The sequence below is a fragment of the Xanthomonas sp. CFBP 8443 genome (genome assembly GCF_025666195.1).
Classification (GTDB): domain Bacteria; phylum Pseudomonadota; class Gammaproteobacteria; order Xanthomonadales; family Xanthomonadaceae; genus Xanthomonas_A.
This window is the reverse complement of record NZ_CP102592.1, coordinates 4,665,932-4,691,374: the sequence shown is the minus strand read 5'-3', so window position 1 is coordinate 4,691,374 and position 25,443 is coordinate 4,665,932. Positions and strand designations below refer to the sequence as shown.

19 protein-coding genes are annotated in these 25,443 nt (G+C 69.0%); 16 read left to right on the top strand and 3 right to left on the bottom strand.

Features of this window, described 5'->3' with window-relative positions; translation table 11 throughout:
- Window positions 1-548: 548 nt before the first annotated feature.
- The 5 genes from NUG20_RS19485 to NUG20_RS19465 all read left to right on the top strand — a co-directional run bounded on the left by NUG20_RS19485 (window position 549) and on the right by NUG20_RS19465 (window position 9,229).
- Window positions 549-3,521 (top strand): TonB-dependent receptor, encoded by a 2,973-nt coding sequence (locus NUG20_RS19485; RefSeq protein WP_263396037.1) that lies wholly within the window; start codon window positions 549-551, stop codon window positions 3,519-3,521.
- Window positions 3,522-3,591: 70 nt separating this feature from the next.
- Complete coding sequence (locus tag NUG20_RS19480) at window positions 3,592-5,466, top strand: beta-galactosidase (RefSeq protein ID WP_263396036.1); 1,875 nt, start codon at window positions 3,592-3,594, stop codon at window positions 5,464-5,466.
- 70 nt (window positions 5,467-5,536) lie between these two features.
- Window positions 5,537-6,913 (top strand): APC family permease, encoded by a 1,377-nt coding sequence (locus NUG20_RS19475; protein WP_263396035.1) that lies wholly within the window; start codon window positions 5,537-5,539, stop codon window positions 6,911-6,913.
- Window positions 6,910-7,836, top strand: a complete 927-nt coding sequence (locus NUG20_RS19470) for a carbohydrate kinase family protein (RefSeq protein WP_263398550.1) — start codon at window positions 6,910-6,912, stop codon at window positions 7,834-7,836. Before NUG20_RS19475 ends, NUG20_RS19470 begins: the two co-directional genes overlap by 4 nt.
- Complete coding sequence (locus NUG20_RS19465; RefSeq protein ID WP_263396034.1) at window positions 7,817-9,229, top strand: family 4 glycosyl hydrolase; 1,413 nt, start codon at window positions 7,817-7,819, stop codon at window positions 9,227-9,229. Before NUG20_RS19470 ends, NUG20_RS19465 begins: the two co-directional genes overlap by 20 nt.
- 165 nt (window positions 9,230-9,394) lie before the next feature.
- On the opposite strand, the gene putA is transcribed toward NUG20_RS19465, so the two are convergent.
- Window positions 9,395-12,616, bottom strand: a complete 3,222-nt coding sequence (putA, locus tag NUG20_RS19460) for a bifunctional proline dehydrogenase/L-glutamate gamma-semialdehyde dehydrogenase PutA (protein ID WP_263396033.1) — start codon at window positions 12,614-12,616, stop codon at window positions 9,395-9,397.
- 236 nt (window positions 12,617-12,852) lie between these two features.
- Here putA and NUG20_RS19455 point away from each other — a divergent pair, with 236 nt between their 5' ends.
- Genes NUG20_RS19455 through NUG20_RS19430 form a run of 6 tightly spaced genes read left to right on the top strand, consistent with a single transcriptional unit; the run spans window position 12,853 to window position 17,606 of the window.
- Complete coding sequence (locus NUG20_RS19455; RefSeq protein ID WP_263398549.1) at window positions 12,853-13,329, top strand: DUF2244 domain-containing protein; 477 nt, start codon at window positions 12,853-12,855, stop codon at window positions 13,327-13,329.
- Window positions 13,330-13,349: 20 nt separating this feature from the next.
- Window positions 13,350-14,348, top strand: coding sequence for a cytochrome c oxidase subunit II (gene coxB, locus NUG20_RS19450; RefSeq protein WP_263396032.1), 999 nt, complete (start codon window positions 13,350-13,352; stop codon window positions 14,346-14,348).
- Between the two features lie 30 nt (window positions 14,349-14,378).
- Entirely contained in the window at window positions 14,379-15,989 is a 1,611-nt protein-coding gene (gene ctaD, locus NUG20_RS19445; RefSeq protein WP_263396031.1) for a cytochrome c oxidase subunit I, read from the top strand.
- Entirely contained in the window at window positions 15,989-16,123 is a 135-nt protein-coding gene (locus NUG20_RS19440) for a hypothetical protein (protein WP_263396030.1), read from the top strand. Before ctaD ends, NUG20_RS19440 begins: the two co-directional genes overlap by 1 nt.
- Window positions 16,120-16,710, top strand: coding sequence for a cytochrome c oxidase assembly protein (locus NUG20_RS19435; RefSeq protein WP_263396029.1), 591 nt, complete (start codon window positions 16,120-16,122; stop codon window positions 16,708-16,710). Before NUG20_RS19440 ends, NUG20_RS19435 begins: the two co-directional genes overlap by 4 nt.
- Before the next feature lie 20 nt (window positions 16,711-16,730).
- Window positions 16,731-17,606: a cytochrome c oxidase subunit 3 gene (locus tag NUG20_RS19430; protein WP_263396028.1), complete on the top strand. Its 876-nt coding sequence runs from the start codon at window positions 16,731-16,733 to the stop codon at window positions 17,604-17,606.
- Between the two features lie 305 nt (window positions 17,607-17,911).
- Here NUG20_RS19430 and NUG20_RS19425 read toward each other — a convergent pair whose 3' ends face one another.
- Window positions 17,912-18,130, bottom strand: a complete 219-nt coding sequence (locus NUG20_RS19425; protein WP_003480622.1) for a twin transmembrane helix small protein — start codon at window positions 18,128-18,130, stop codon at window positions 17,912-17,914.
- A gap of 30 nt (window positions 18,131-18,160) precedes the next feature.
- Here NUG20_RS19425 and NUG20_RS19420 point away from each other — a divergent pair, with 30 nt between their 5' ends.
- From NUG20_RS19420 to NUG20_RS19400, 5 genes are all read left to right on the top strand, one after another.
- Window positions 18,161-18,919, top strand: a complete 759-nt coding sequence (locus NUG20_RS19420; protein WP_263396027.1) for an SURF1 family protein — start codon at window positions 18,161-18,163, stop codon at window positions 18,917-18,919.
- A 27-nt stretch (window positions 18,920-18,946) separates the two neighbouring features.
- Window positions 18,947-19,522: a redox-active disulfide-containing membrane protein gene (locus tag NUG20_RS19415; RefSeq protein WP_263396026.1), complete on the top strand. Its 576-nt coding sequence runs from the start codon at window positions 18,947-18,949 to the stop codon at window positions 19,520-19,522.
- Between the two features lie 10 nt (window positions 19,523-19,532).
- Window positions 19,533-20,696, top strand: a complete 1,164-nt coding sequence (locus tag NUG20_RS19410; protein WP_263396025.1) for a COX15/CtaA family protein — start codon at window positions 19,533-19,535, stop codon at window positions 20,694-20,696.
- The gene (cyoE, locus tag NUG20_RS19405; protein ID WP_263396024.1) at window positions 20,693-21,586 is read left to right on the top strand and encodes a heme o synthase; all 894 of its coding nucleotides are present in this window, start codon (window positions 20,693-20,695) and stop codon (window positions 21,584-21,586) included. The genes NUG20_RS19410 and cyoE overlap by 4 nt, the downstream gene beginning before the upstream one ends.
- A gap of 92 nt (window positions 21,587-21,678) precedes the next feature.
- Window positions 21,679-23,409 carry a methyl-accepting chemotaxis protein gene (locus tag NUG20_RS19400; protein WP_286038071.1) on the top strand — a complete coding sequence of 577 codons (1,731 nt, stop codon included), beginning with the start codon at window positions 21,679-21,681 and terminating at the stop codon, window positions 23,407-23,409.
- Window positions 23,410-23,618: 209 nt separating this feature from the next.
- Here NUG20_RS19400 and NUG20_RS19395 read toward each other — a convergent pair whose 3' ends face one another.
- Window positions 23,619-25,205, bottom strand: coding sequence for a thioredoxin family protein (locus tag NUG20_RS19395; protein ID WP_263396023.1), 1,587 nt, complete (start codon window positions 25,203-25,205; stop codon window positions 23,619-23,621).
- Between the last annotated feature and the right edge of the window lie 238 nt (window positions 25,206-25,443).

The window sequence follows — 25,443 nt, the reverse complement described above, 5'->3', positions numbered from 1 at the left end:
GTTTCCCTGTCGCTGATGCGGCTCTGCGTATATCCCGGCAAATGCTTGACAGGTGTCGCACCCGGGCGTAGAAGGCTTGTGAAGCCGATGGGGAGATGACATCGGCATGCGGCCACGGCAGTCATGCCGTCGCCATCGCCCTGCGGCCGTCGAATGGGAGAGGTTGGTAATGCACCACCGCGCATCGAACCCTTCGTCCTGTGCTGCAGCGCCGCTGCGGTCCTCCGCCGTAGCGTCGGCCTCGGTTGCCGTGCGCGTTTGCCAAGGCCTGCCGGCGTGACCGTTCGCCACAAACTGAGCGCCCTGCGCTCACGCGACAAGTGCGTCGCCGGCTACTCGCCGCCTCGACGCTAATCGTGCATCGCGGTCTGATCTGACCGACGCGTCGCGTTTGTTTCCCGTGTTCCGTTGCCCGTGCGCGCATGTCCTGCGCGCAGCGCCGCAGCGTGCGCGCCATGCATCCGCCCCGCGTCCGGTCACTACCGATGACATCCGGGTGCCGACCTGCGTCGCGCCCGGTGCCTGGCACTTTTGGCGAGGGGAAGCACATGGGCATTCGTGTTCGTTCGAACAGCAAGGTTCTGGTTGAGGCGATTGTGGCGGTACTGGGGGCGAGCGCCGCATTGACGGCGGTGGCGGGGACGGTGACCGGCCAGGTCAGCGTGCACGACGGCGGCAAACCTGCCGCGAACGCGCGGGTCAGCATCGCCGGAACCGCGTATGCGGCGGTGACCGATGCCAATGGGCGCTTCGCGATTGCCGACGTACCGGCCGGGCAATACGCGCTGGAGTCGAGCTATCCGGGTTTCAGCGCGGCGCAGACCCGCTTCGACGTCAGCGACACCGGCACCACCGCGCTCAACATCGCGCTGGACGAGGTCAAGCAGCTGAAGAACGTCACCGTCGTCGCCAATCGCTACGACGCCAGCAACCTCAAGATGAACGCGGCGAACACGGTGGACGTGCTCTCCGCCAACGACTTGCAGCACACCGCGGTGCACAACGTCGCCGAGGCGCTGGGGCTGATTTCGGGCATCAACATCACCACCACCGGTTCGGGCTATTTCGGCGGCGTGGACGGCGCGGCGCGCGGCGAGGGCATGTTCGCCTCGGTGCGCGGCTTGCCGTCGGAGTACAACGTCAACCTGATCGACGGGGTCACCGTCGCGCAGGGCATGCCCTACAGCCGCAGCGTCCAGCTCAGCCTGCTGCCGCCGTCGGGGCTGCAGACCATCGTGGTCAACAAGACCTCCACCGCCGACATGGACGGCGATGCGATCGGCGGTACCATCGATTTCCGCACGCCCACCGCGTTCGACTTCAAGCAGACCACCAGCGGCAGCGTGACCGGCAGCGGCCGCCTGGAGAGCCGCGCGCGCGACTACGGCGGCGACGGCCTGGGCGGCGGCCTGGCCGGCGAGTTCCAGCACAAGTTCGGCGACGAGCAGCAGTTCGGCTTCTACGCCAGCGCCTATTACGACTACCGCACCTCGACCAACAGCGAAGTGGCCGCAGCGACCAGCGCGCTCGGCGACGGCTCCTGGGAATTCCTGCACACCGATGCCGCCGGCGGCAACGCCGCCGGCTACGATCCGCAGCACAACCTGACCAGCACCGGCATGAACGTCGGCGTGGTCGCCGGCTGGGAACGCCGCTACGGCGGCAACGCCGCGTTCGACTGGCAGGTCGACGACAGCCTGTCGCTGTATGCACGCGCCACCTACGCCTACGCCCAGACCGAGCAGGGCACGACCTTCACCCAGTTGCTGCCGCAGAACGTCACCTACGTGCCGAGTTCGACGGCAGGGGTCTACACGCCCGACATCGGCCGCATCGCCTCACGCTTCTGGTACGAGACCAATCCGGAGATCGCCGACCTGGCGACGTTCCAGATCGGCGCACGCAAGACCTCCGGCGGCTGGACCTTCATGCCGAACCTGTTCTACAGCTTCGGCGACAACGACCGGCCCGACCACGTCGAGATCGACGGGCGCGAGGATAAGTTCTCGCAGGCCAACTACGCCTACTCCGGCAGTTCGCTGGTCGGCTACGGCGGCGGCGCCTTTCCGTATCCGCAGCTGACCCCGGCGTTGCTGGCGCAGGTCAACGCCATCCCGTCGCTGTACGCCAGCAGCTACGGCGAGCTGACCAAGATCTATTCCGGACAGAAGAAGGGCGGCGCCAAGTTCGATGTCCGCTACGACTTCGACGACGGCGCGCTGGCGTCGCTGCAGTTCGGGGTGAAGTACAGCAAGAGCTCGCGCAATTTCAGCAACCGCGACTGGTGGACCGGTGGCGTGGACGACACCAGCACGCTGGGCGACCTGGGCATCTTCAACGGCAACTACAGCGCGATCTTCCCCGGCAAGTATTCCTGGGTCACGCCCAGGGTCAGCGAGACCGCGGTCGCCAACGTCATCTACAGCCATCTGCGCGACGACGACCTGGACAGCTGCGGCAGTGCGTACTACGTCAATAACTGGAACTGCAACACGATGCGCGGCACCGAGGCCGTCGCCGCGGCCTATGCGATGGCGACCTTCTCGCTCGGCAATCTGGAAATCGTGCCGGGCGTGCGCTTCGAGCACAGCAGCATCCACAACACGTTCTGGGTGACGCCGTCCGACGCCGACGGCAACCAGACGGTCGGCTACTTCGACAGCAACCACACCGCCTACGACGAACCGCTGCCGAGCGTGTTCCTGACCTGGCGTCCCGACGCACGCACCGCCTACCGCGCCTCGCTGTGGACCAGCTATACCCGGCCCGCATTCGTGCAGCTGGGTGGTGGCAGCAATATCAGCGTCTCCAATGGAAACACCACGATCACCCAGGGCAATCCGGACCTGAAGCCGATCGAATCCACCAACCTGGACCTGTCCGGCGAATGGTCGACCGAGCACGGCGGCTTCTTCTCGGTGGCCGGCTTCTACAAGCGCCTGCGCAACTACATCTACGACGCCGGCTCCGGCCAGGCCAATCCGGGTACCAGCGGCAGCGGTACGGTGTTCTATTCGATGCCGACCAACGGCGGCGACGGTCGCGTCTACGGCCTCGAGCTCAGCGCGCGCCAGCGCTTCCAGGACCTGCCGGAACCGCTGAACGGCCTGGGCGTGAGTTTCAACGCCACCCGCCAGCATGCGCGCGCCGACCTGGGCATGGACGGCTTCGAGAACGAGCACATGCAGTCGGCGCCCAATGCCATGGCCAACGTCGAGCTGTTCTACGAACGCGAGCGCTTCTCGGTGAACCTGAGCTACCACTTCAGCAGTTCGTATCTGCTCGGCTACGACTATCTGCACCAGGGCGCGCCGTGGGACGACCTGTGGGCGCGCCCGACCCGGCGCGTGGACCTGCACGCCGGCTACCACTTCGACAACGGCCTGAGCCTGGACCTGTCGATCTCCAACCTGACCAAGGAGTACAGCTACTGGGCGCACGTGGGCCGCAGCGACCTGGCGATCTCGGACATCGTCGATGCCGGCATGACCACGTTGCTGACCGCCAAGTACACGTTCTAGCCAGCTCTCCGCAGGATCGGGGCGGTGCGCCTGCACCGCCCTCTTGCGCGCGCCGCCTTCGGAGACCTCGATGAAACGTCGCAATTTTTGCCTGCTCAGTGTGCTCGCGCCACTCGGGATGGCCGCTATGGTGCCCACGGGCGCGGCCGCCACGCTTGCCGCGCCGGTGCCGGATGGACGCCCGCACACGTTCGGCTTCGCGCACGCGCAGTTCGTGCTGGATGGCCAGCCGTGGCAGATCCGCAGCGGCGAGATGCATCCGCTGCGCATCCCGCGCGAGGACTGGCTGCACCGGATCCGCATGGCCAAGGCGATGGGCCTGAACACCATCGCCCTGTACCTGATGTGGAATGCATTGGAAACGGAACCCGGCGTGTTCGACCTGGACAGCGGGCGCCGCGATTTCGCCGCTTTCATTCGCCTGTGCGCGCAGGAAGGCATGTGGGTGTACCTGCGGCCCGGCCCCTACGTCTGCGCCGAATGGACGCTCGGCGGCCTGCCCGCCTATCTGTTGCGCGAACCGGGCATGCGCCTGCGCGATGCCGGCGATGCGCGCTACATGGCGGCGGTGCGGCGCTACATCGCCGCGGTGGCGCCGCGGATCGCACCGCTGCTGGCGTCGGCCGGCGGGCCGGTGCTGATGCTGCAGATCGAGAACGAATATTCGATGTTCGGCGATGACGTCGGCTACCTGCAGGCGCTGCGCGCGCTGTGGCAGGAACACGGCATCGACGGGCCGTTCGCGCTCGCCGATGGGATGAAGGATCTGCGCCGGCGCAAGGCCTACTTGCCGGGTGCGGCGCTGGGCCTGGACGGCGCCGACCTGGCCGATCTGCAGCACGGCCGCGCGTTCGCCGACGAGGCGCCGGTGTGGGTGGCCGAGGGCTATCCCGGCTGGCTGACGCATTGGGGCGAAGCCGATTTCGCGCGTCGCGACTACCTGCCGACGCTGCGCCGGCTGCTGGCGCACGGTTATTCGTTCAACCTGTACGTGGTGCATGGCGGCAGCAACTTCGGCTTGAGCGCCGGCGCCAATGCCGACGACGACGGCTCCAACTTCCAGCCGGCATTGACCAGCTACGACTACGCCGCGCCGATCGACGAGCGCGGCGCGGCGACGCCGGCCTATTTCGCGCTGCGCGAAGCGATCGCCGCGTCCCTGCCGCAGCGTTTGCCGGCGTTGCCGCCGGCGCCGCCACGCGCGCGCTTCGCCGCGACGCTGGCGCTTCCGTATGCGGCCTTGTGGGACAACCTGCCGGCGGCGCCGGTGGCCACCGTGGCGCCGGCCGGCAACGAGCTGCTGTTCGGCCAGGACCAGGGACTGGTGCTGTATCGCCGCCGCATCGGTCCCGGTGCGCAGCTGCGCATGGACGGCGTGCACGACTACGCCGTGGTGCAGGTGGATGGCGAGGAAGTGGGGCACGTGTCGCGGGTGCGCCACCGTGCATTGCGTTCTTCGCCGCAGCTGACCCTGCCGCGGGCGCAGCAAGCGGACCGTACGCTGGAAATCCTGGTCGACAGCTTCGGCCATGTGAACTTCGGCCCGGCGCTGGGCGATGCCAAGGGCCTGGTCGGTGCGGTGCAACTGCAAGGCGCGCCGCTGCAGGACTGGCAGGCGTATCCGATCGCGCTGGACGACGCCTGGATCCAGACGCTGCAGCCGCTGCGCGCGCCGTCGTCGCGGCCGGGGCTGTTCTTCCGCGCGCAGATCGTGGTCGAGACACCCGGCGACGTCTACCTGGACATGCGCGAGTGGGACAAGGGTTATCTATGGGTCAACGGCCAGTTGCTCGGCCGCTACTGGCGCATCGGACCGCAGCAATGCCTGTACTGCCCGGGACCATGGCTGCGGCAAGGCCGCAACGAGGTGCTGGTGCTCGATCTGCACCGCACCCGCGCCGCAACGATCCGCTGCGCGAAGTCGTTGCGGGGCGAGCGCGCATGAGCCTGCGCCGCATCCGCACCGATCGTCTCCGTCCGATCCACTGCGTCGCGCCGGCGACGAGGGAGTCTGCATGCTGCTGACCACGCCCGATACGACTGCGCGCCCCGATGCCGACCACGCGCCGCCGCGCGCGATCGGATTCTGGGGTGGCCTGTCCGCGAACCTGCTGAACATGATCGGGATCGGCCCGTTCATCACCATTCCGTTGGCGCTGTCGGCGCTGGCCGGGCCGATGGTGCTGCTGGGCTGGGTGGCCGGCGCATTGCTGTGCCTGTGCGACGGCCTGGTGTGGGCCGAACTGGGATCGGCGATCCCCAAATCCGGCGGGCCGTACCACTACCTGCGCGAGGCCTATGGCCGCGAGCGTCTGGGCAGCCTGTTCGGCTTCCTGTACCTGTGGCAGACGCTGCTGACCGCGCCGTTGTCGATCGGCGCGGCGGCGGTCGGTTTCACCCAGTACCTGGCCTTCCTGGCGCCGAGCCTGGTGCCGTGGCAGCTGACCGCGATCGCCGCGGCGCTGTGCCTGTTCAACACCGCCTTGCTGTACCGCGAGGTGCGCTCGGTGCAGCTGCTGTCGCTGCTGGTCAGCGCCGCGGTGGTGGCGGCGGTGGTGTGGATCGTCGCCAGCGGCGCGCTGCATTTCGACATGGCCATCGCGCGGCGTTTCCTGCAGGCCGGCACGGCCTCGCCGCACGGCTTCTGGCTCGGTTTCGGCGCGGTGGCGCTGATCGCGGTGTACGACTACGGCGGCTACAACAACGTGTGCATGCTCGGCGGCGAGATCCGTCAGCCGCGGCGCAACATCCCGCTGGCGGTGCTGTGTTCGATCCCGATCGTGGCGGCGCTGTACCTGGGCCTGAACGTGGCCATCCTCGGCGTGCTGCCGTGGCAGCAGGCGGCGCAATCCAAGGCGGTGGTGGCCGATTTCATGCAGGCGATCTACGGGCATGTCGGCAGCACCATCGCCGTGGCGTTGATCATGCTCGCCAGCTGGGGCTCGGCGCTGGTGGTGCTGCTGGGCTATTCGCGGGTGCCGTACGCGGCGGCCGCCGAAGGGCAGTTCTTCCGCGTGTTCGCGCGGCTGCATCCGCGCGGGCGCTTTCCGACGGTGTCGCTGCTGTTCGTCGGCGCGACCTCGGCGCTGGCCTGCCTGCTGTCGCTGGACGACCTGATCGCCACGCTGATGGTCATCCAGATCATGTTCCAGTTCATGGCGCAGTGTCTGGCGGTGGTGTTGTTGCGGCGCCAGCCGCAGCGTCCGCGCGATGCGTTCTCGATGCCGTTGTATCCGTGGCCGCTGTGGGTGAGCGTGGCCGGCTGGCTGTACATCCTGGCGACCAGCCAGGGCCGCCACCTGCTCGCCGCGGTCGTGGCGCTGTGTCTGGGCACGGCGCTGTTCTTCATTCAGGCCAGGAGACAGGGCACATGGCCTTGGGCAGCACGATGAGTGCGTGCGACGTTGCCGTGGTCGGCGAGATCTATGCCGATCACATCCTCAGCGGCTTCCAGCGCTGGCCGCAGCCGGGCGAAGAAGCACTGGCCAGTGCCTATCTGCGCGAACTCGGCGGCGGCAGCGTCAACACCGCCTGCGGGTTGGCGCGGCTGGGACGCACGACGCGGCTGATCGGCCTGATCGGCGAAAGCGACCGGCCCTGGTTCGCGCAGCGCCTGGGCCAGTTCCAGGTGCGCAGCGATGGGCTGCGCAGCGACCCGGCGGGAACCGGAATCACGGTCAGCGTGTCGATGCCCGACGACCGTGCGTTCTTCACCTACCTGGGCGCCAATGCCCAGCTCGATGCGTTGCTCGCGCGCGCCGAGGTGCTGGACGAACTGTGCGCGGCGCGCCATGTGCATTTCGCGATGCCGCTGTCGCGCGCGCTGGCGCAGACGCTGTTGCCGGCGCTGGCCGCAGCCGGCTGCACGACGTCGCTGGACGTGGGCTTCAGCCCGGAGTGGCTGGCCGCGCCGCACAACCTCGCGACCTGCCGCGAGGTCGACTATTTCCTGCCGAACCAGAAAGAGGCCGCGCTGCTCGGCTGCGGCGACGGCGCCGAGGCATGCCGCCAGTGGGCCGCCTCGCTGGGGCTGCGGCATGCGGCGATCAAGCTCGGCGGCGCCGGCGCGATGGCGGTCGATGCGGCCGGCGCGCGCCGCGTGGCCGCGCCCGCGGTGCAGGTGCGCGACACCACCGGCGCCGGCGACGCCTTCGACGCAGGCTTCATCGATGCGCTGCTCGATGGCGCAGGGCTCGACGAATGCCTGCGCCGCGCCTGCTTCTGCGGCGCGTCCTGCTGCGCCGCGCTCGGCGCGCTGGACGGCCTCCCCGATTCCGACCAACTGAGGGACAGCAATGACAGCAACGAATCGTAAGATCGCCTTGATCGGCGGCGGCGGGGTACGCTCGCCGCTGGTCGTGTACGGGGTCAACGAGGCGGCCGCGGCACTGGGCGTGGAAGAGATGGTGCTGTACGACCCGGATCCGGAGCGCGTACGGCTGATGGTGGCGATGGGCCGTGCGGTGGTGACCGAGTTCGGCGGCGACTTGCGCCTGCGCGCCGCCGATTCGCTGGAGGACGCGATCGAAGGCGCGGACTTCGTGCTCAACAGCATCCGCATCGGCGGCATCGCGCAGCGCGCCGCCGACGAGCGGGTGAGCATCGACCAGGGCTATCCGGGCCAGGAGACCACCGGCCCGGCGGGTGTGGCCATGGCCTTGCGCACCGTGCCGGTGTCGATCGCGCAGGCGCGGCTGGTGGAGCGCTTGAGCCCGGATGCGTGGCTGGTCAATTTCACCAACCCGGCCGGGTTGATCACCCAGGCGGTGACCACGCATACCCGCGCCAAGATCGTCGGCATCTGCGATACCCCGACCGAGCTGTTCCACAACATCGCGCATGCGCTGGGCGCGCACCACGCGGCGGTGGACTGCGACTACGTCGGCCTCAACCACCTGGGCTGGGTGCGCGGCGTGCGCCTGCACGGCGAGGAGGTCATCGACCGGCTGTTGCAGGACGACGCGCTGTTGCGCCAGCTGTACCTGGCGCCGCTGTTCGACTTCGACATGATCCGCGCGCTGCGGCTGATTCCCACCGAATACCTGTTCTTCTACTACGAACGGCGCCGCGCGCTGGCCAACCAGCGCACCCAGGGCGGCAGCCGCGGCGCCGAGATCGAGACCTTGAACCACGCGCTGATCGCCACGCTCGGCAGCCGCCTGCAGGCCGGCGACGGCCACGGCGCGGTACAGGCCTATGCGGCGTATCTGAACCAGCGCTCGGGTTCGTACATGAAGCTCGAGGCCGAAGGCGGTTCGGCGTTCGATCCCGGCACCAGCCTGCAGTCCGACCCGTTCCGGGTCAGCACCGGCTACCACCGCATCGCCATCGACGTGATGAGCGCGCTGACCGGCGCGGTGCCGGCGAAGATCGTGGTCAACGTGCGCAACCAGGGCGCGATCGCCGATCTGCCCGACGACGACATCGTGGAGATCACCTCGCAGATCGACCGCGACCGCATCGTGCCGTGCCCGACCGCGCCGCTGCCGGACGCGGTGCATGGCCTGATCCGCGCGGTGAAGGCCTACGAGCGCGCGGCGATCGAGGCGGTGCTGTCGGGCAGCCGCCTGACCGCGCGCAAGGCGATGCTGATCCATCCGGCGATCGGCGAATGGACGCCGTCGCACGATCTGCTGGAGAGCCTGTTCGGGCATCTCAGCGACGACGGCCAGTGCCTGTGCCAGGGGCCGATGCATTGGCATGGCTGATCGGCATGCGTGCGCGGCGGCGGGGATGGATCCGTCGCCGCGTGTGCCGAGTTCTTGTGTGATTTTTTGTAGGAGCGGCTTCAGCCGCGACATGGCCTCACCGGAGAGTGCCTGTCGCGGCTGAAGCCGCTCCTACAGAAATACTGCAGAGAATCCTTGCGCCTATCAGTCGCCCAAGGTCAGCAGCGACGCATTGCCGCCGGCCGCGGTGGTGTTGACCGTCACCACCTTCTCGGTGGCGAAGCGCAGCAGGTAGTGCGGGCCGCCGGCCTTGGGGCCGGTGCCGGACAGGCCCTGGCCGCCGAACGGCTGCACGCCGACCACCGCGCCGATCTGGTTGCGGTTGACGTAAACGTTGCCGACCTGCACGCGTGCGGCGATGCGCTCGATGGTCTCGTCGATGCGCGAATGCACGCCCAGGGTCAGGCCGTAGCCGGTGGCGTTGATCTGGTCGATCACCGCATCGAGCTGGTCGGCCTTCCAGCGGATCACGTGCAGCACCGGGCCGAAGATCTCGCGCTGCAGCTGCGCCAGCGACTGCAGTTCGTAGGCGCGCGGGGCGAAGAAGCTGCCGTGCGCGGTGCCGTCGTCGGTGGCGGCGACGGCGATCAGCCGCGCTTCGCGGTCCATGCGCGCGGCATGCTCGGTGAGGATCTGCAGCGCGTCGGCATCGATCACCGGACCGACGTCGGTGGACAGCAGGCCCGGGTCGCCGATCTTCAGTTCGGCCATCGCGCCGGCCAGCATGGTCATCACCTTGTCGGCGATGTCGTCCTGCACGAACAGCACGCGCGCCGCCGAGCAGCGCTGGCCGGCGGAGATGAAGGCGCTGGAGATCGCATCCTTGACCACCGCCTCGGGCAGCGACGAGGAGTCGGCGATGAACGCGTTCTGGCCGCCGGTCTCGGCGATCAGCACGCCGATCGCGGCGTCGCGCGCGGCCATGGCGCGGTTGATCGCGCGCGCGGTCTCGGTGGAGCCGGTGAAGGCGACGCCGGCCACGCGCGGATCGCGGGTCAGCGCGGCGCCGACGGTGGCGCCGTCGCCGGGCAGGAACTGCACCGCCGCTTCCGGCACGCCGGCTTCGTGCAGCAGCTTCACCGCGGCATGGCCGACCAGGTTGGTCTGCTCGGCCGGCTTGGCGATGACGCTGTTGCCGGCGGCCAGCGCTGCGGCGACCTGGCCGAGGAAGATCGCCAGCGGGAAATTCCACGGGCTGATGCACACGAACACGCCGCGGCCATGCAGCTGCAGTTCGTTGGATTCGCCGGTCGGCCCGGGAAGGCGCTCGGGCGCGCCGAACTGGGCGCGCGCCTGGCCGGCGTAGTAGCGCAGGAAATCCACCGCCTCGCGCACTTCGGCGACGCCGTCGGGCAGGGTCTTGCCGGCCTCCTTGACGCACAGCGCGATGAACTCGGGCAGGCGCGCTTCCAGCAGGTCGGCGGCGTGCTCGAGGATGGTGGCGCGGCTGGCGGCCGGGGTGCGGTTCCAGCCCGGCTGCGCGGCGACCGCATTGGCCAGCGCCTTCTCCACCGTGGCGGCGTCGGCCGGCTGCCAGCGGCCCACGGTCTGGCGGCGGTCGGCGGGATTGACCACTGGCAGCGGCTCGCTGGCGAGCACCGCGCCCGGCACCAGCGGCGCGGCCTGCCAGGGCTTGATCGCGGCGTTGAGCTGGTCGGCCAGCGCGCGCAGGTCGTTGTCGTTGGCGAGGTTGGCGCCCATGGAATTCTTCCTGTTGTGGTTCTGGCTGCGCAGCAGGTCGGCCGGCAGCGGAATCTTCGGATGCGGGATGGAGGCGAACGCGGACACGGCGTCGACCGGATCGCGGATCAGGTCCTCGATGGCCACGTCCTCGTCGGTGATGCGATTGACGAAGCTGGAGTTGGCGCCGTTCTCGAGCAGGCGCCGCACCAGGTACGGCAGCAGGTCCTCGTGCGAACCGACCGGCGCGTACACGCGGCACGGTACGCCCAGGCGGTCGGCGGGGATCACCTCGGCGTACAGGTCGTCGCCCATGCCGTGCAGCTTCTGGTGTTCGTAGTCCTTGCCGGCGGCGATGGCGCGCACCGCGGCGATGGTCTGCGCGTTGTGGGTGGCGAACATCGGGTACAGCGCGTCGCTGTGCGCGAACATGCGCTTGGCGCAGGCCAGGTAGGACACGTCGGTGTTCTGCTTGCGGGTGAACACCGGGTAGCCCGGATGGCCCTCGACCTGCGCGCGCTTGATCTCCGCATCCCAGTACGCGCCCTTGACCAGCCGCACCGGGATGCGGCGGCCGACGCGGCGCGCCAGGTCGGCGAGGAAGTCGATCGTGTACGGGGTCCGCTTCTGGTACGCCTGCACCGCCAGGCCGTAACCTTCCCAGCCGTCCAGCGACGGATCGGAGAAGGTGGCCTCGATGATGTCCAGCGACAGCTCCAGCCGGTCAGCCTCTTCGGCGTCCACCGTGTAGCCGATGCCGTAGGACTTGGCCAGCTGCGCCAGTTCCAGCACGCCCGGCACCAGCTCGGCCATCACCCGCGCGCGCTTGGCGTGCTCGTAGCGCGGGTACAGCGCCGACAGCTTGATCGAGATGCTGGGCGCGGCGAACACCTCGCTGCCCTTGTACGAGCCGTTCGGGCCGCTGCGTCCGATCGCGTGGATCGCCTGGCGGTAGGCGTCGAGGTAGCGGTGCGCGTCCTTCATGGTCAGCGCGCCTTCGCCGAGCATGTCGAACGAGTAGCGGTACAGCGCGTTGTCGCCCTTCTTGGAGCGCGACAGCGCCTCGCCGATGGTCCGGCCCATCACGAACTGGTGGCCCATGATCTTCATCGCCTGGCGCACCGCCAGACGGATCACCGGCTCGCCGACGCGGCCGATCAGGCGCTTGAACGCGCCGGCCACGTCGGCGCGGGTCAGGTCGTTGATCTGCACCAGCTTGCCGGTGAGCATCAGGCCCCAGGTGGAGGCGTTGACCAGCACCGAGTCGCTCTCGCCCATGTGCTTCTTCCAGTCCGCATCGCCAAGCTTGTCGCGGATCAGCTTGTCGGCGGTTTCCTGGTCGGGGATGCGCAGCAGCGCCTCGGCCACGCACATCAGCAGCACGCCTTCCTCGCTGCCCAGGTCGTACTGGCGCATGAAGGCCTCGATCGCGCCCTGGTCCTGGGCGCGGGCGCGCACGCGGGTGACCAGGTCGGCGGCCAGCGCCTGCACCTTGGCCTGGTCGGCGGCGGGCAGGCGCGCCTGCTCGAGCAGTTCGCGCACGTGTTCGGCCTCATCCTTCAGCCAGGCGGCGGTGATCGCGGCGCGCAGTGCGTGGGAGGCGGGCGGCAGTTCGGGGGCAAGCAGCGGCGAGGGAGACGCGGACGGCATCGCCGGGGAGGATCCGGCGCCAGACAGAGCGTTCATGCGGGGAGGACCAGGGAAGATGCGCCCATTTTATGTCAGCGCCCGCTCGCGCAGCGCGTCGGCGACTGTGCCCGCTCCCGCATGTCGACGCGGGTCTGAACGGCCGCGGCGAGAATCTGGTTGCAATGCAGCATTTTTTATGATGAACGCGCGCTTGCCGCCGCGCAGGCCCGGGGCTACCATCGATGCGTTACCCGCGGCTCGGACAGCGCGGCAGCCCGGAAGCGCGGTTCGACATGATCGAAATGTTTCCGTTTACGTCGGAGGGGCCGGGTACGCAGCTGCGGCTGCGACCGCCACGGGCGCTCAGCGCCCGGCAATTCGTCGTGCTGTTCGCGGCACTGGCCGGGGCGATGTGGGTGGTGGCGGTGTTGGGGTGGTTCGCCGGCAACGTGTTTGCGCCTGCGTTCGCCCTGTTGCACAGCACCGTGGTGGCGCTCGCGCTGCGCTGGTCATGGCGCAGCGGCGAACGCGAAGAGGACATCCGGGTGGGTCCGGGCTGCGTGGAAGTGACCCGCACGAATGCAGGAACGCCGGCGTTCCGCGCCCACCCGCATTGGGTGCGGTTGCGGATCGAAGGCGACGACAGGGTGGTGCTGGCGTCCAGCGGCAAGCAGGTCCGGGTCGGCGAGTTTCTCGGCCCGGGCGAGCGCCGCGAGCTGGCGCAGACCCTGGAAGGCTTGCTGGCGGCCGCGACCGGCCGCAACCGATGACGCTCCAAGGGGTCTAGGCAATGAAGCAAAGCGGCAGATGGAAGCAACAGGCGGTCAGGGGTGGGATGGCATTGGCGGCGGCGCTGGCCGCACCGATGGCGTGGGCGCAGTCGGCCGACCCCAAGCCGTGGCAATTGAACATGGGCCGCGGCGTCACCCAGAGCGCCCGCAATGCCTACGACGCGCACATGGTCGCGTTGTGGGTGTGCGTGGTCATCGGCGTGCTGGTGTTCGGCGCGATGGGCTATGCGATGTTCAAGTTCCGCAAGTCCAAGGGCGCGGTCGCCGCGCAGTTCAGCCATAACACCAAGGCCGAGATCGTGTGGACGGTGATCCCGGTGCTGATCCTGATCGTGATGGCGTGGCCGGCCACGGCCAAGCTGATCGCGATGTACGACACCCGCGATGCCGAGATGACGGTCAAGGTCACCGGCTACCAGTGGATGTGGCGCTACGAATACCTGGGCGAGAACGTGGCGTTCACCAGCCGCCTGGAGCGCGGTTCCGACCGCATGCGCCAGAGCGGCAAGGTGCCGACCCTGGAAAGCGACCCGCACTACCTGCTGGACGTGGACAACCGGCTGGTGCTGCCGGTGAACACCAAGGTGCGCTTCGTGATCACCGCCGACGACGTGATCCATGCCTGGTGGGTGCCGGCGCTGGGCTGGAAGCAGGATGCCATCCCCGGGATCATCAACGAGGCCTGGACCAGCATCGAGACGCCCGGCGTGTACCGCGGCCAGTGCGCCGAGCTGTGCGGCAAGGACCACGGCTTCATGCCGATCGTGGTCGAGGCCGTGTCCAAACAGGATTTCCAGAAGTGGCTGGCCTCGCGCAAGCCGGCTCCCGCCGCCGCGCCGGCCGCGCCCGCGCCTGCCGCTGCGCCCGCGCCGGCCACGCCGGCGGCCCCGGATGCGCCCGCGCCCGACGCCACCGCGCCGGCCGCGCCGGCCGCGCCGCCGCAGGCCGTGCTGCCTCGCCTTCGTTCCGGTTCGCACCTGACCGTGCAAGCCGCCTGATCTCCTGCATTCTTTTTTGAGGTAGCCGCCATGGCCCATTCCGCAGTCGATCACCACGACGAGCACGGGCATCAGCAGAGCTTCGTGGAACGGTGGTTCTTCTCCACCAACCACAAGGACATCGGCACGCTGTACCTGCTTTTCAGCTTCACGATGTTCATCATCGGCGCGGCGATGAGCGTGATCATCCGTGCCGAGCTGGCGCAACCGGGCCTGCAGTTCGTCAAGCCCGAGTTCTTCAACCAGATGACCACCGTGCATGCGCTGGTGATGATCTTCGGCGGCGTCATGCCGGCCTTCGTCGGCCTGGCCAACTGGATGATCCCGCTGCAGATCGGCGCGCCGGACATGGCGCTGCCGCGCATGAACAACTGGTCGTTCTGGCTGCTGCCGGTGGCCTTCACCCTGCTGCTGCTGACCCTGTTCATTCCCGGCGGCGCACCCGCCGGCGGCTGGACGCTGTATCCGCCGCTGTCGCTGCAGGGCGGCTACAACGTGGCCTTCAGCGTGTTCGCGATCCACGTCGCCGGCATCAGCTCGATCATGGGCGCGATCAACATCATCGCCACCGTGCTGAACATGCGCGCGCCGGGCATCGACCTGCTGAAGATGCCGATCTTCTGCTGGGCCTGGCTGATCACCGCGTTCCTGCTGATCGCGGTGATGCCGGTGCTGGCCGGCGCGGTGACCATGCTGCTGACCGACAAGTTCTTCGGCACCTCGTTCTTCAACGCCGCCGGCGGCGGCGACCCGGTGATGTACCAGCACATCTTCTGGTTCTTCGGCCACCCCGAGGTCTACATCATGATCCTGCCGGCGTTCGGCGTGATCAGCGAGATCATCCCGACCTTCAGCCGCAAGCCGCTGTTCGGCTACCAGGCGATGGTCTACGCGATCGCGGCGATCGCGTTCCTGAGCTTCATCGTCTGGGCCCACCACATGTTCACCGTGGGCATGCCGCTGGGCGGCGAGATCTACTTCATGTTCGCCACGATGCTGATCTCCATCCCCACCGGGGTGAAGGTGTTCAACTGGGTCAGCACCATGTGGCAGGGCTCGCTGACGTTCGAATCGCCGATGCTGTGGGCGGTGTCGTTCGTGATCCTGTTCAGCATCGGCGGCTTCTCCGGGCTGATGCTGGCGATCGTGCCGGCCGACTTCCAGTACCACGACACCTATTTCGTGGTCGCGCACTTCCACTACGTGCTGGTCACCGGCGCAGTGTTCGCGCTGATCGCCGCGGTGTACTACTGGTGGCCGAAGTGGACCGGGCGCATGTACAACGAGGGCTGGGCCAAGTTCCATTTCTGGTGGACGATGCTGTTCGTCAACCTGCTGTTCTTCCCGCAGCACTTCCTCGGCCTGGCCGGCATGCCGCGGCGCATTCCCGACTACAACGTGGTGTTCGCCGACTGGAACCTGATCAGCTCGATCGGCGCGTTCGGCATGTTCGTCACTCCGTTCCTGATGGCCGGCATCCTGCTGGCGTCGCTGCGCAGCGGCGCGCGCGCCGAGGCGCGTTCGTGGGAAGGCGCGCGCGGCCTGGAGTGGACCGTGCCGTCGCCGGCGCCGGCGCATACCTTCACCCTGCCGCCGGTGCTCAAGCCCGGCGACCTGGCCCACGACGACATCAGCCACTGATGACCGCGCAACAACCGCCGCTCGACGATCTGGTGCTGCGCCGCAAGCGCGCCGTGCGCACCGCGCTGGTGGTCGGCGCGATCGCGTTGCTGATCTATGCCGGCTTCATCCTGTCCGGGGTGCTCGGCCGATGAACGCGCCGGCGCCCCGCGTGCACAGCAGCGCCGGCCTGTTCAAGCTGGTCGGCGTGGCGCTGGCGGTGTTCGTGCTGACCTTCTCGCTGGTGCCGCTGTACCGCATCGCCTGCGAGAAGGTGTTCGGCGTGCGCCTGGAACGCGGTCCGGGCGAAGGCCCGCAGGCGGGCAAGCCGTTGCTCGGCAAGCGCACGGTCAAGGTCGAATTCGACGGCGGGGTGAACTCCAAGCTGCCCTGGTCGTTCCACCCGGAGCAGCTGACCATGGACGTGGTGCCTGGCGAGCTCAACGAGGCGCTGTACTACGCGCGCAACGACGGCGCAGGCGCGATCGTCGGCAGCGCGGTGCCATCGGTGGCGCCGTCGCGCGCGTCCGGCTACTTCACCAAGACCGAGTGCTTCTGCTTCACCGCGCAGACCCTGCAGGCCGGCGAGAAGCGCGACATGCCGGTGCGCTTCATCGTCGACCCGAACCTGCCGAGCGACATCACCACCATCACCCTGTCGTATACCTTCTTCAAGAACGATGCGCTGAGCGCCGAACTGGGATCGCCGAAACTGGCCGGTTCCGTGCACGCAGCCCCTTGACCCGACCCGGAACGCCCGCCATGGCCCAGCCCAGCACCGACGCCACTGCCTATTACGTGCCCAGTCACAGCCGCTGGCCGTTCATCGGCTCGATCGCGATGTTCGTGACCATGATCGGCGTGGCCAGTTGGCTCAACGACGCGGCCTGGGGCAAGTGGAGCTTCTTCGCCGGCATCGCGATGCTGGTGGCGACCTTGTTCATGTGGTTCGGCGACGTGATCCGCGAGTCCATCGCCGGCCACTACAACCGCCAGGTCGACGTGTCCTTCCGCATGGGCATGGTCTGGTTCATCTTTTCCGAAGTGATGTTCTTCGGCGCGTTCTTCGGCGCGCTGTTCTACACCCGCACCTTCATCCTGCCGTGGCTGGGCGGCGAGGGCGACGGGGTGATGACCAATGCGCTGCTGTGGGACGGCTATTCGGCGGCGTGGCCGACCAACGGCCCGGGCGCGGTCGGCGGCCAGTTCCAGACCATCCCGGCATGGGGCCTGCCGCTGATCAATACGCTGATCCTGCTCAGCTCCGGCGTGACCCTGACCATCGCCCACCACGCGCTGAAGGCCGGCCATCGCGCGCGCCTGCTGGTGTTCCAGGGGCTGACCGTGCTGCTGGGCTGCGTCTTCCTGTTCTTCCAGGCCGAGGAATACATCCACGCCTACAAGGAACTCAACCTGACCCTGGGCTCGGGCATCTACGGCTCGACCTTCTTCATGCTCACCGGCTTCCACGGCGTGCACGTGCTGCTGGGCACGGTCATGTTGCTGGTGATGTGGCTGCGCTCGGCACGCGGGCATTTCAGCCGCGACAACCATTTCGCCTTCGAAGCGGCGGCGTGGTACTGGCACTTCGTCGACGTGGTGTGGCTGGCGTTGTTCTTGTTCGTTTATGTGTTGTGAGGGCGGGACCCGGGACTCGGGACCGGGGACTCGGAGGATGCGCGCGAGTGCGCTGCATTTGTGTTTTTTTGTAGGAGGGGCTTCAGCCCCGACGCGTTATCGGTAAGGCGTCGGGGCTGAAGTCCCTCCTACAGAAAAGCGGCTGGGCTGGAGCGGGGAAAAGCCGCTTTGTTCTTCAAGAAATTGGCGCTTTTTTCACCAATTCGCTTGACAGCGATTTGGCCCGGGACACCATCCTGCCGTCCCGAGTCCCGAGTCCCGAGTCCCGAGTCCCGAGTCCCGAGTCCCGAGTCCCGAGTCCCGAGTCAGCGGCCCAACCCATGCGGCTTGATCACCCCGGTATAGATGCCCAGGATCACCAGCAGGATCAGGCAGACCGATAGGCCGATGCGCCAGGTCAGTGCGTTCACCGTGCGCTTGCTCTGGCCGCGGTCCACCAACAGGTAGTACAGGCCGGCGCCGAGGTTCCACAGAATGACCAGCAGGAAGGCGACGATCAGCAGGGTTTTCAGCGAGTCGTTCATGGGCGTCTCGGTGCACGGTATCGCTGCATTATGACCCTCGCCGCGTCCTCGCGCGTCGCCGCGCGCGCGCGCATGCCGCTGTGGCTGGGCTGGGGGCTCGCGCTGGCGGTGGCGCTGGGATTCTGCGCGCTGGGCCGCTGGCAATTGCTGCGCATGCACGAGAAACAGGCGCTGCTCGCGCAGGCCGCGCACGTGCGCGACCGTCCGCAGGCGCTGGCCGATGCGCTGCGCACGCTGCGCCCGGCGCAACTGGCCTGGGTGCACGGCAGCGGCCGTTTCCTGCCCGGGCAGATCCTGCTCGACAACCAATTGCGCGAGGGCCGCAGCGGGGTCAAGGTCTATCAACCGTTCCTGGCCGACGGCGCGTCCGCGCCGCTGCTGGTCGAACTGGGCTGGCTGCCGTTGCCTGCCGATCGCGCGCTGCCCACACCGGTACCGCTGCAGGGGCAGTACGCGCTGGCCGGCCTGCTCGGCCCGGCGCCGTCGCATGGGCTGGCGCTGGGGCCGGCGCTGGTCGCCGCGCCGGCGCCGCAGCTGTGGCTGGCGATGCGCATCGAGCCGGCGGCGATCGGCGAGGCGCTCGGACGCCGCGACATTTTGTCGCAGGTGCTGCGCCTCGATCCGGCGTTGCCGCTGGGCTATCCGCGCGACCTGGAGATGCTGCCGAACACCCTGCCGCCCGAGCGCCACTTGGGTTACGCGGTGCAATGGTTCGGCCTGGCGCTGGCCGTGCTGATCACCGCAGCGCTGCTGAGCTGGCGCGCGCGCAAGGGACGGGGCGGGCGCTGAGCGCGCGCGCATGAGAAAATCCCCGGCATGAATGCCTCCCCCTCGGCTCCACGCCAGGCGACCGCGCGCGGCCGCTGGACGTTGATCGCGCTGTTCGTCCTGTTCTTCGGCTCGATGCTGGTCGCCGGCGCGCTGCGTTTTTCCGGCTGGCAACCGCCGGGCAACCGCAACCACGGCGAACTGCTGCAGCCGCCGGCCGACCTGCGCGCGCTGCAGCCGCGGCTGGACGACGGCAGCGTCTACGCCTGGCAGCCGCAGCAGCGCGTGTGGCGCATCGCACTGGCGCCGCCGCGCGACTGCGCCAGCGCCTGCGAAGCGCTGGCGCGCGATCTGAACAAGGTCTGGCAGCTGTTCGGCCACGACGCCGACCACGTGCAGATCCTGTGGATCGGCACGCCGCCGGCGGCGGTGCGCGCGCTGCCGCAGGTGCGCGTGCTGCGCGCCGACCCGGCGCTGCTGGCCGGCCTGCCGCGCGTGCACGATGCCGCAGGCGTGCCGGTCTACGTGATCGATCCGAACGGCTTCGTGGTGCTGCGCTACGCGCCGGGCTTCGACCCGGCCGGACTGCGCGCGGATGTGTCGAAGCTGCTGAAACTCCTGTGAGTCACCCCCTATGAACCTGTTCGCGCCGCCGGCGCTGTTTCGGCACTTCCACCGCATGGCCTGGCTGGCGGCGTTGTTCACCGCCAGCACGATCATGTTCGGATCGTTCGTGCGCCTGTCCGACGCGGGCATGAGTTGCCCGGACTGGCCGACCTGCTATGGCCGGGTGACCTGGCCGCAGAGCAGCGACGAGGCCAACGCGCACGCCGCGAGCAAGATTCGTCCGCTGGAGACGCACAAGGCCTGGCGCGAGCAGGTGCACCGGTTCCTGGCCGGGGCGCTGGGCGTGGAAGTGCTGGTGCTGTCGTTGCTGGCCGCGCGCCGGCGCCGGCTCGGCATCGCGCAGATCGTCGGCGCCGCGGCGCTGGTGGCGCTGTCGATCCCGCTGTACATGTCCGGCTGGCCGACGTGGGCGATGGCGTTGGCCGGCACCGGCGAAGCGATCCTGCTGCTGGCGGCGCTGCGCTGGTCCAACAGCGACCTGGCGCGTGCGGCGGCGCTGACCCTGGCGGTGGTGATCTTCCAGGCCCTGCTGGGCATGTGGACGGTGACCCTGCTGCTCAAGCCGATCGTGGTGATGGGGCATCTGCTCGGCGGCCTGCTGATGTTCTCGCTGCTGGTGTGGATGGCCTGGCGCGCCACCCACCTGCCGATCACCCTGGCCGACGCGTCGCGGCTGAAGTGGCTGCTGCGCCTGGGCGTGGCGCTGCTGGCGCTGCAGATCGCGCTCGGCGGCTGGGTCAGCGCCAACTACGCGGCGCTGGCCTGCGGCGGCGGCAGCTGGTCGGCCGACAACTTCCCGCGCTGCGTCAGCCAGTGGTGGCCGCCGCACGATTTCCGCGAAGGCTTCACCCTGTGGCGCGGCATCGGCGTGGACTACGAAGGCGGCGTGCTCGACGGCGCGGCGCGCATCGCGATCCAGATGGCGCACCGGATGATGGCGCTGGTCGTGGCGGCCTACCTGCTGTGGCTGGGCTGGCGGCTGAGCCGCTCGCCGGGCATGCGCGGCTGGGCGGCGGCGCTGGTGGTGCTGCTGCTGGCGCAGGTTAGCCTGGGCATCCTCAACGTCAAGCTGGCGCTGCCGCTGCCGGTGGCGGTGCTGCACAACGCAGGCGCGGTGGCGCTGCTGTTCGTGCTGGTGTCGCTGCTGGCGCGCTTGCGGGCGCCGCAATGAGCGCGACGGGCATCCACTGGCGCGACTACTGGGACCTGACCAAGCCCAAGGTGGTGGCGCTGATCGTGTTCACCGCGCTGGTCGGCATGTGCCTGGCGATTCCCGGCGTGCCGACCTGGGCGCAGGTGCGCACCGGCCTGATCGGCTTCTTCGGCATCTGGCTGGCGGCCTCGGCCGCGGCGGCGATCAACCAGCTGCTGGACGCGCGCATCGACGCGCAGATGGCGCGCACCTCGTGGCGGCCGCTGGTGGTGGGCAAGGTGCTGCCGTGGCAGGTGCTGCTGTTCGCTACGGCGCTGACCGCGCTGTCGATGGCGATCCTGGTGATCTGGGTCAACACCATCACCGCGGTGCTGACCTTCGCCTCGCTGATCGGCTATGCGGTGATCTACACCGTGTTCCTCAAGCGCACCACGCCGCAGAACATCGTCATCGGCGGCCTGGCCGGCGCCGCGCCGCCGTTGCTGGGCTGGGCCGCGATCACCGGCATGCAGGGCCAGTGGGACTGGGCCTACGCGTCGCTGCTGGTGCTGATCATCTTCGTGTGGACGCCGCCGCACTTCTGGGCGCTGGCGATCTTCCGCCGCGCCGACTATGCCAAGGCGTCGATCCCGATGCTGCCGGTCACTCACGGCGTGGTGCATACGCGCAGGCAGATCCTGGTGTACACGCTGCTGCTGGTGGTGGTGACCCTGCTGCCGGTGGCGGTGGGCATGAGTGGCGTGTTCTACCTCGGCGGCACGCTGGTGCTCGATGCGGTGTTCGTCTGGTTCGCCTGGCGCATGCTCGACCCGCCGGACGAGATGTTCTCGATGCGCATGTTCGGCTATTCGATCGTGTATCTGATGGCGTTGTTCGCCTTCCTGCTGGTGGATCACTGGATCGGCTGAGCCGCCCGTTCCCGTTCGCGGCACTCAAGGGACGGCCGCCCAGGCCGCTACCGATGGATTGACCGTAGGCGGCGAGACCGTTGGGAGGGCGTATGTGGGGAAAGAGCAAGCGCGATGCGGCGATGGCGCTGCAGGGCATGACCGCACGTCTGCGTGAGGTCGAGACCGAGCGCGACCGTGCCCACGCCGAGGCCGAACACGCCAGAACCGAGCTCAGCTATCTGCGCGGCCGCTTCGACCTGGTCACCGGCGGCACCAGCGACGGCCTGTGGGACATGAGCGTGGTGGCCGGCGATCCGATCAATCCGGCCAACGAGTTCTGGTGGTCGACGCAGTTCCGTGCGCTGCTCGGCTTCGCCTCGGAGGCGGAGTTCCCCAACGTTCTCGACAGCTGGGCTTCGCGCCTGCATCCGCAGGACAAGCAGGCCACACTGGACGCGTTCGCCGCGCACCTGGCCGATCGCAGCGGCCGTACCGCGTACGATGTGGAATACCGGCTGCAGCTGAAGAACGGCCAATACCGCTGGTTCCGCGCGCTGGGAACCACCCAGCGCGACGCCAACGGCGCACCGCTGCGGGTGGCCGGCTCGCTCACCGACATCGGCGAGCGCCGCGAGCGCGATGCCTTCCTCGACGTGATCCTGACCCGCTTCGAACTGGGCGCGGAGATGCTCAACGACGGCCTGTGGGACATGAGCGTGATCGCCGGCGACCCGATCAATCCGGCCAACGAGTTCTGGTGGTCGCCGCAGTTCCGCGCGCTGCTCGGGTTCGCCTCGGAGGCCGAATTCCCCAACGTGCTCGACAGCTGGGCCTCGCGCCTGCACCCGGAAGACAAGCAGGCCGCGCTGAACGCGTTCGCCGCGCATCTCAACGACCGCAGCGGCCGCACTTCCTTCGACATCGAATACCGCTTGCAGCAGAAGAGCGGCCAGTACCGCTGGTTCCGCGCGCGCGGGCTGACCAAGCGCGCGGCCGATGGCACGCCGCTGCGTGCGGTCGGTGCGTTGCTGGACATCCATGCCGCGCGTCAGCTCGGCGACGCGGCCCGGACGCTGCAGGTCGCGGCGGCCGAGATGGTCGAGGACAACACCGACCTGGCTCGGCGCACCGAGCAGCAGGCGGCGGCGCTGGAGGAAGCGGCCAGTTCGATGGAAGAGATCACCAGCACCGTGCAGAGCAACGTGGACCACGTGGGCCACGCCAATCGGCTGGTGGACGGCGCCAGCGACGTGGCCCAGCGCGGCGGTACGGTGGTGAACGACGTGGTCGCGACGATGGCCGGCATCGAAACCGCATCGCGCAAGATCTCCGACATCATCAGCGTCATCGACGGCATCGCCTTCCAGACCAACATCCTGGCCTTGAACGCCGCGGTGGAAGCGGCACGCGCCGGCGAACAGGGCCGCGGTTTCGCGGTGGTGGCCACCGAGGTGCGCAGCCTGGCCCAGCGCTGCACCGATGCCGCCAGGGAAGTGCGCGGCCTCATCGCCAGCTCCAGCGAGCAGGTCGAACGCGGGTCGGCGCTGGTGGCGCGGGCCGGGACCACCATGGGCGAGCTGTTCACTGCGGTGCGCGAGGTGCAAGGGATCATGGGCGAGATCGCCAACGCCAGCCGCGAGCAGAGCGCCGGCATCGTCCAGGTCAACCAGATCGTGGTGCAGATGGATACCGCGACGCAGAAGAACGCGGCCCTGGTCGAGAAGATGGCCGATGCCGCGCGCGGTCTGGAGGGCCAGGCGCAGGGTCTGACCGCGCACACCACCAGCGGCCGCCGCCCAGGCAGCGGCCATGCCGCCGAACCGGTGCGCGCGGTGGCCTGAGCGGTACGCAGCGAAGCCGCTGGCGCGGCGGTGGGCGGCGTCGCTCGACGCCGCGCCGGCCGCTGGACACGCCGCGCACCAAGCGGCATCTGCGGCGTGCCGCCTCGAATATGTTTGTGCGATGCCTTTCGTTCGATGGCGCCCGGCGCGCGCGCTGCCTAGGCAGGCGCGTGCGCCAGCACGGGCGCATGCCGCGATGACCCGGGCGCTCAGCTCAGCCAGTGCTGGCAGCTGTCGCGTTCCTGGCTGCCGCAGCTTTGCTGCATCTTGTGCTGCAGGCGTGCGAGCACGGCGCTGCCGTCATGGCCCTTGCTCCAGCCCTGCAGGGTCTTGGCCAGGGTGTCGAAGCGCTGCTTGGTGCGCTGGTGGTAGCCGCCGGGCTGCCCGGCCAGTTCGCCGATGACCTGGCCTGCGGCGGCCTCGATCGCGGCCGCATTGTCCGGCTGCAGCCGGATCAGGCCATCGACATAGAGCACGCCCCACTGCACCCGGGTGGCGGGGCCTTCGGCGCTCTCGTAGGCCTTCTTCAGCCAGTACAGCGCGGTCTGCTTGTCGCCGCGCGCCTCGGCCAGGCCGGACAGTTCCGGCATGTAGTAGTACGGCGTCTTGCTGCGCCCCAGTTCGGCCAGCAGCAGCTGTTCGGCGCCGGCGCTGTCACCGGCATCGTCGAGCAGGCCGGCGGCGTTGCTGATCGTGGACTGGCGTTCGTAGTCGGTCTTGGCGGCCTGTTCGGCCCAGCGCACGCGCTGCTGCACCTTGTCGGTCACCGCGGCCGGCAACGGCGGATGCGGCGCGTCGCCGGCGTCGGCCGGCTGGCCCTGCGCCAGCCGCGCCAGCTGGATGTCGGCATAGGCGGTGTCCAGGCGATCGCTGATCGGTAGGCTCGCGTCGGCGTAGACCTGGTCCAGCGCGTGACTCAGCGCGCTCGACAGCGTGGTCCGTTCGGTGGCATCGGCGGCCGCGGCCTGCACCAGCTCGCGCGCCGAGTAAGTCAGGGTGCTGCGGTTGGCGCGGACCTCAGCCGGATCGGCCAGCACCGCCTGCAGCAGGCGGCGATCAGCGGCGCGGCGCTTGGCGTGCGTGGTGCCGGCCTTGTCCGGATCCTGGGCGGCCAGCGCCAGCAGCGCGAAGCGGCGCTGCAGTGCCGGCTGCGGCGCGGCGGCGGCCAGTTGCGCGAGCACGCCGGCGGCCTGCTCCGGCTTGACCAACTGGCTCGCATCCACCGCCCAGCCGTATTCGCCGAGCAGAGTCCAGTCGTCGGCGCCGAGCGTGGTGGGCGCTTTCAGCGCCTGTTGCAGCAGTTGCGTCGAGCTGGTGGTGCGGGTCGCCGCCACGCGCAACGCTTCGGCCAGCCGGCCGGTGTCGCTGTCGCCGGCCAGGCGGGTGACCTCGCTGCGATCGGGGCGCAGTACGATGATGGTCGGGTAGCCCTTGATGCCGAAGCGTTCGCCCCAGGCCTGCGCGCCTTCCGAATCGCCATCCAGGTGCACCGCGACGAAGGCGCGGGTGCGGGCGATGAAGGCCGGGTCCTTGAACAGCGTAGCCTTGAGCCGGTTGCACGGCGGGCACCAGGCCGCGCCCCAGTACAGCAGCACCGGCTTGTTGTGTTCGCGCGCTTCGGCGAAGGCGTCATCCACGTCGCCCTCGCGCCAGGCGATGCCGGCGCTGTCGGGCGTCTTGGCCGGCGCAGCGGTCTGTGGCTTGGAGGCGGCGGGCGGCTTGTCGCAGCCGCCCAGCGCCAGCACTGCGGCAAGGCTGGCGGCCGTCATCACGGAAAGGCGGAGCGTACGGCGCATACGTCGGTCACCGGGCGAGAGGGGAGGAGCGGCAACAGCGGATGCCGTGCAGGCCATGGCGCCAATCGCGCACTCTACCTAGCCGATCGTGCCGCGGGTACCCGGCGGACATGTCGTTTGCGCATTTGCATATGCCGCGATTCAGCGGCGGCGGCCGGCGCGCGTTTGCCACACGGCGCGAACGACGGCGCGTGGCGGGCCGTCATGGCGCAACGTTGCTGTTTTGCCACGGCGGCTC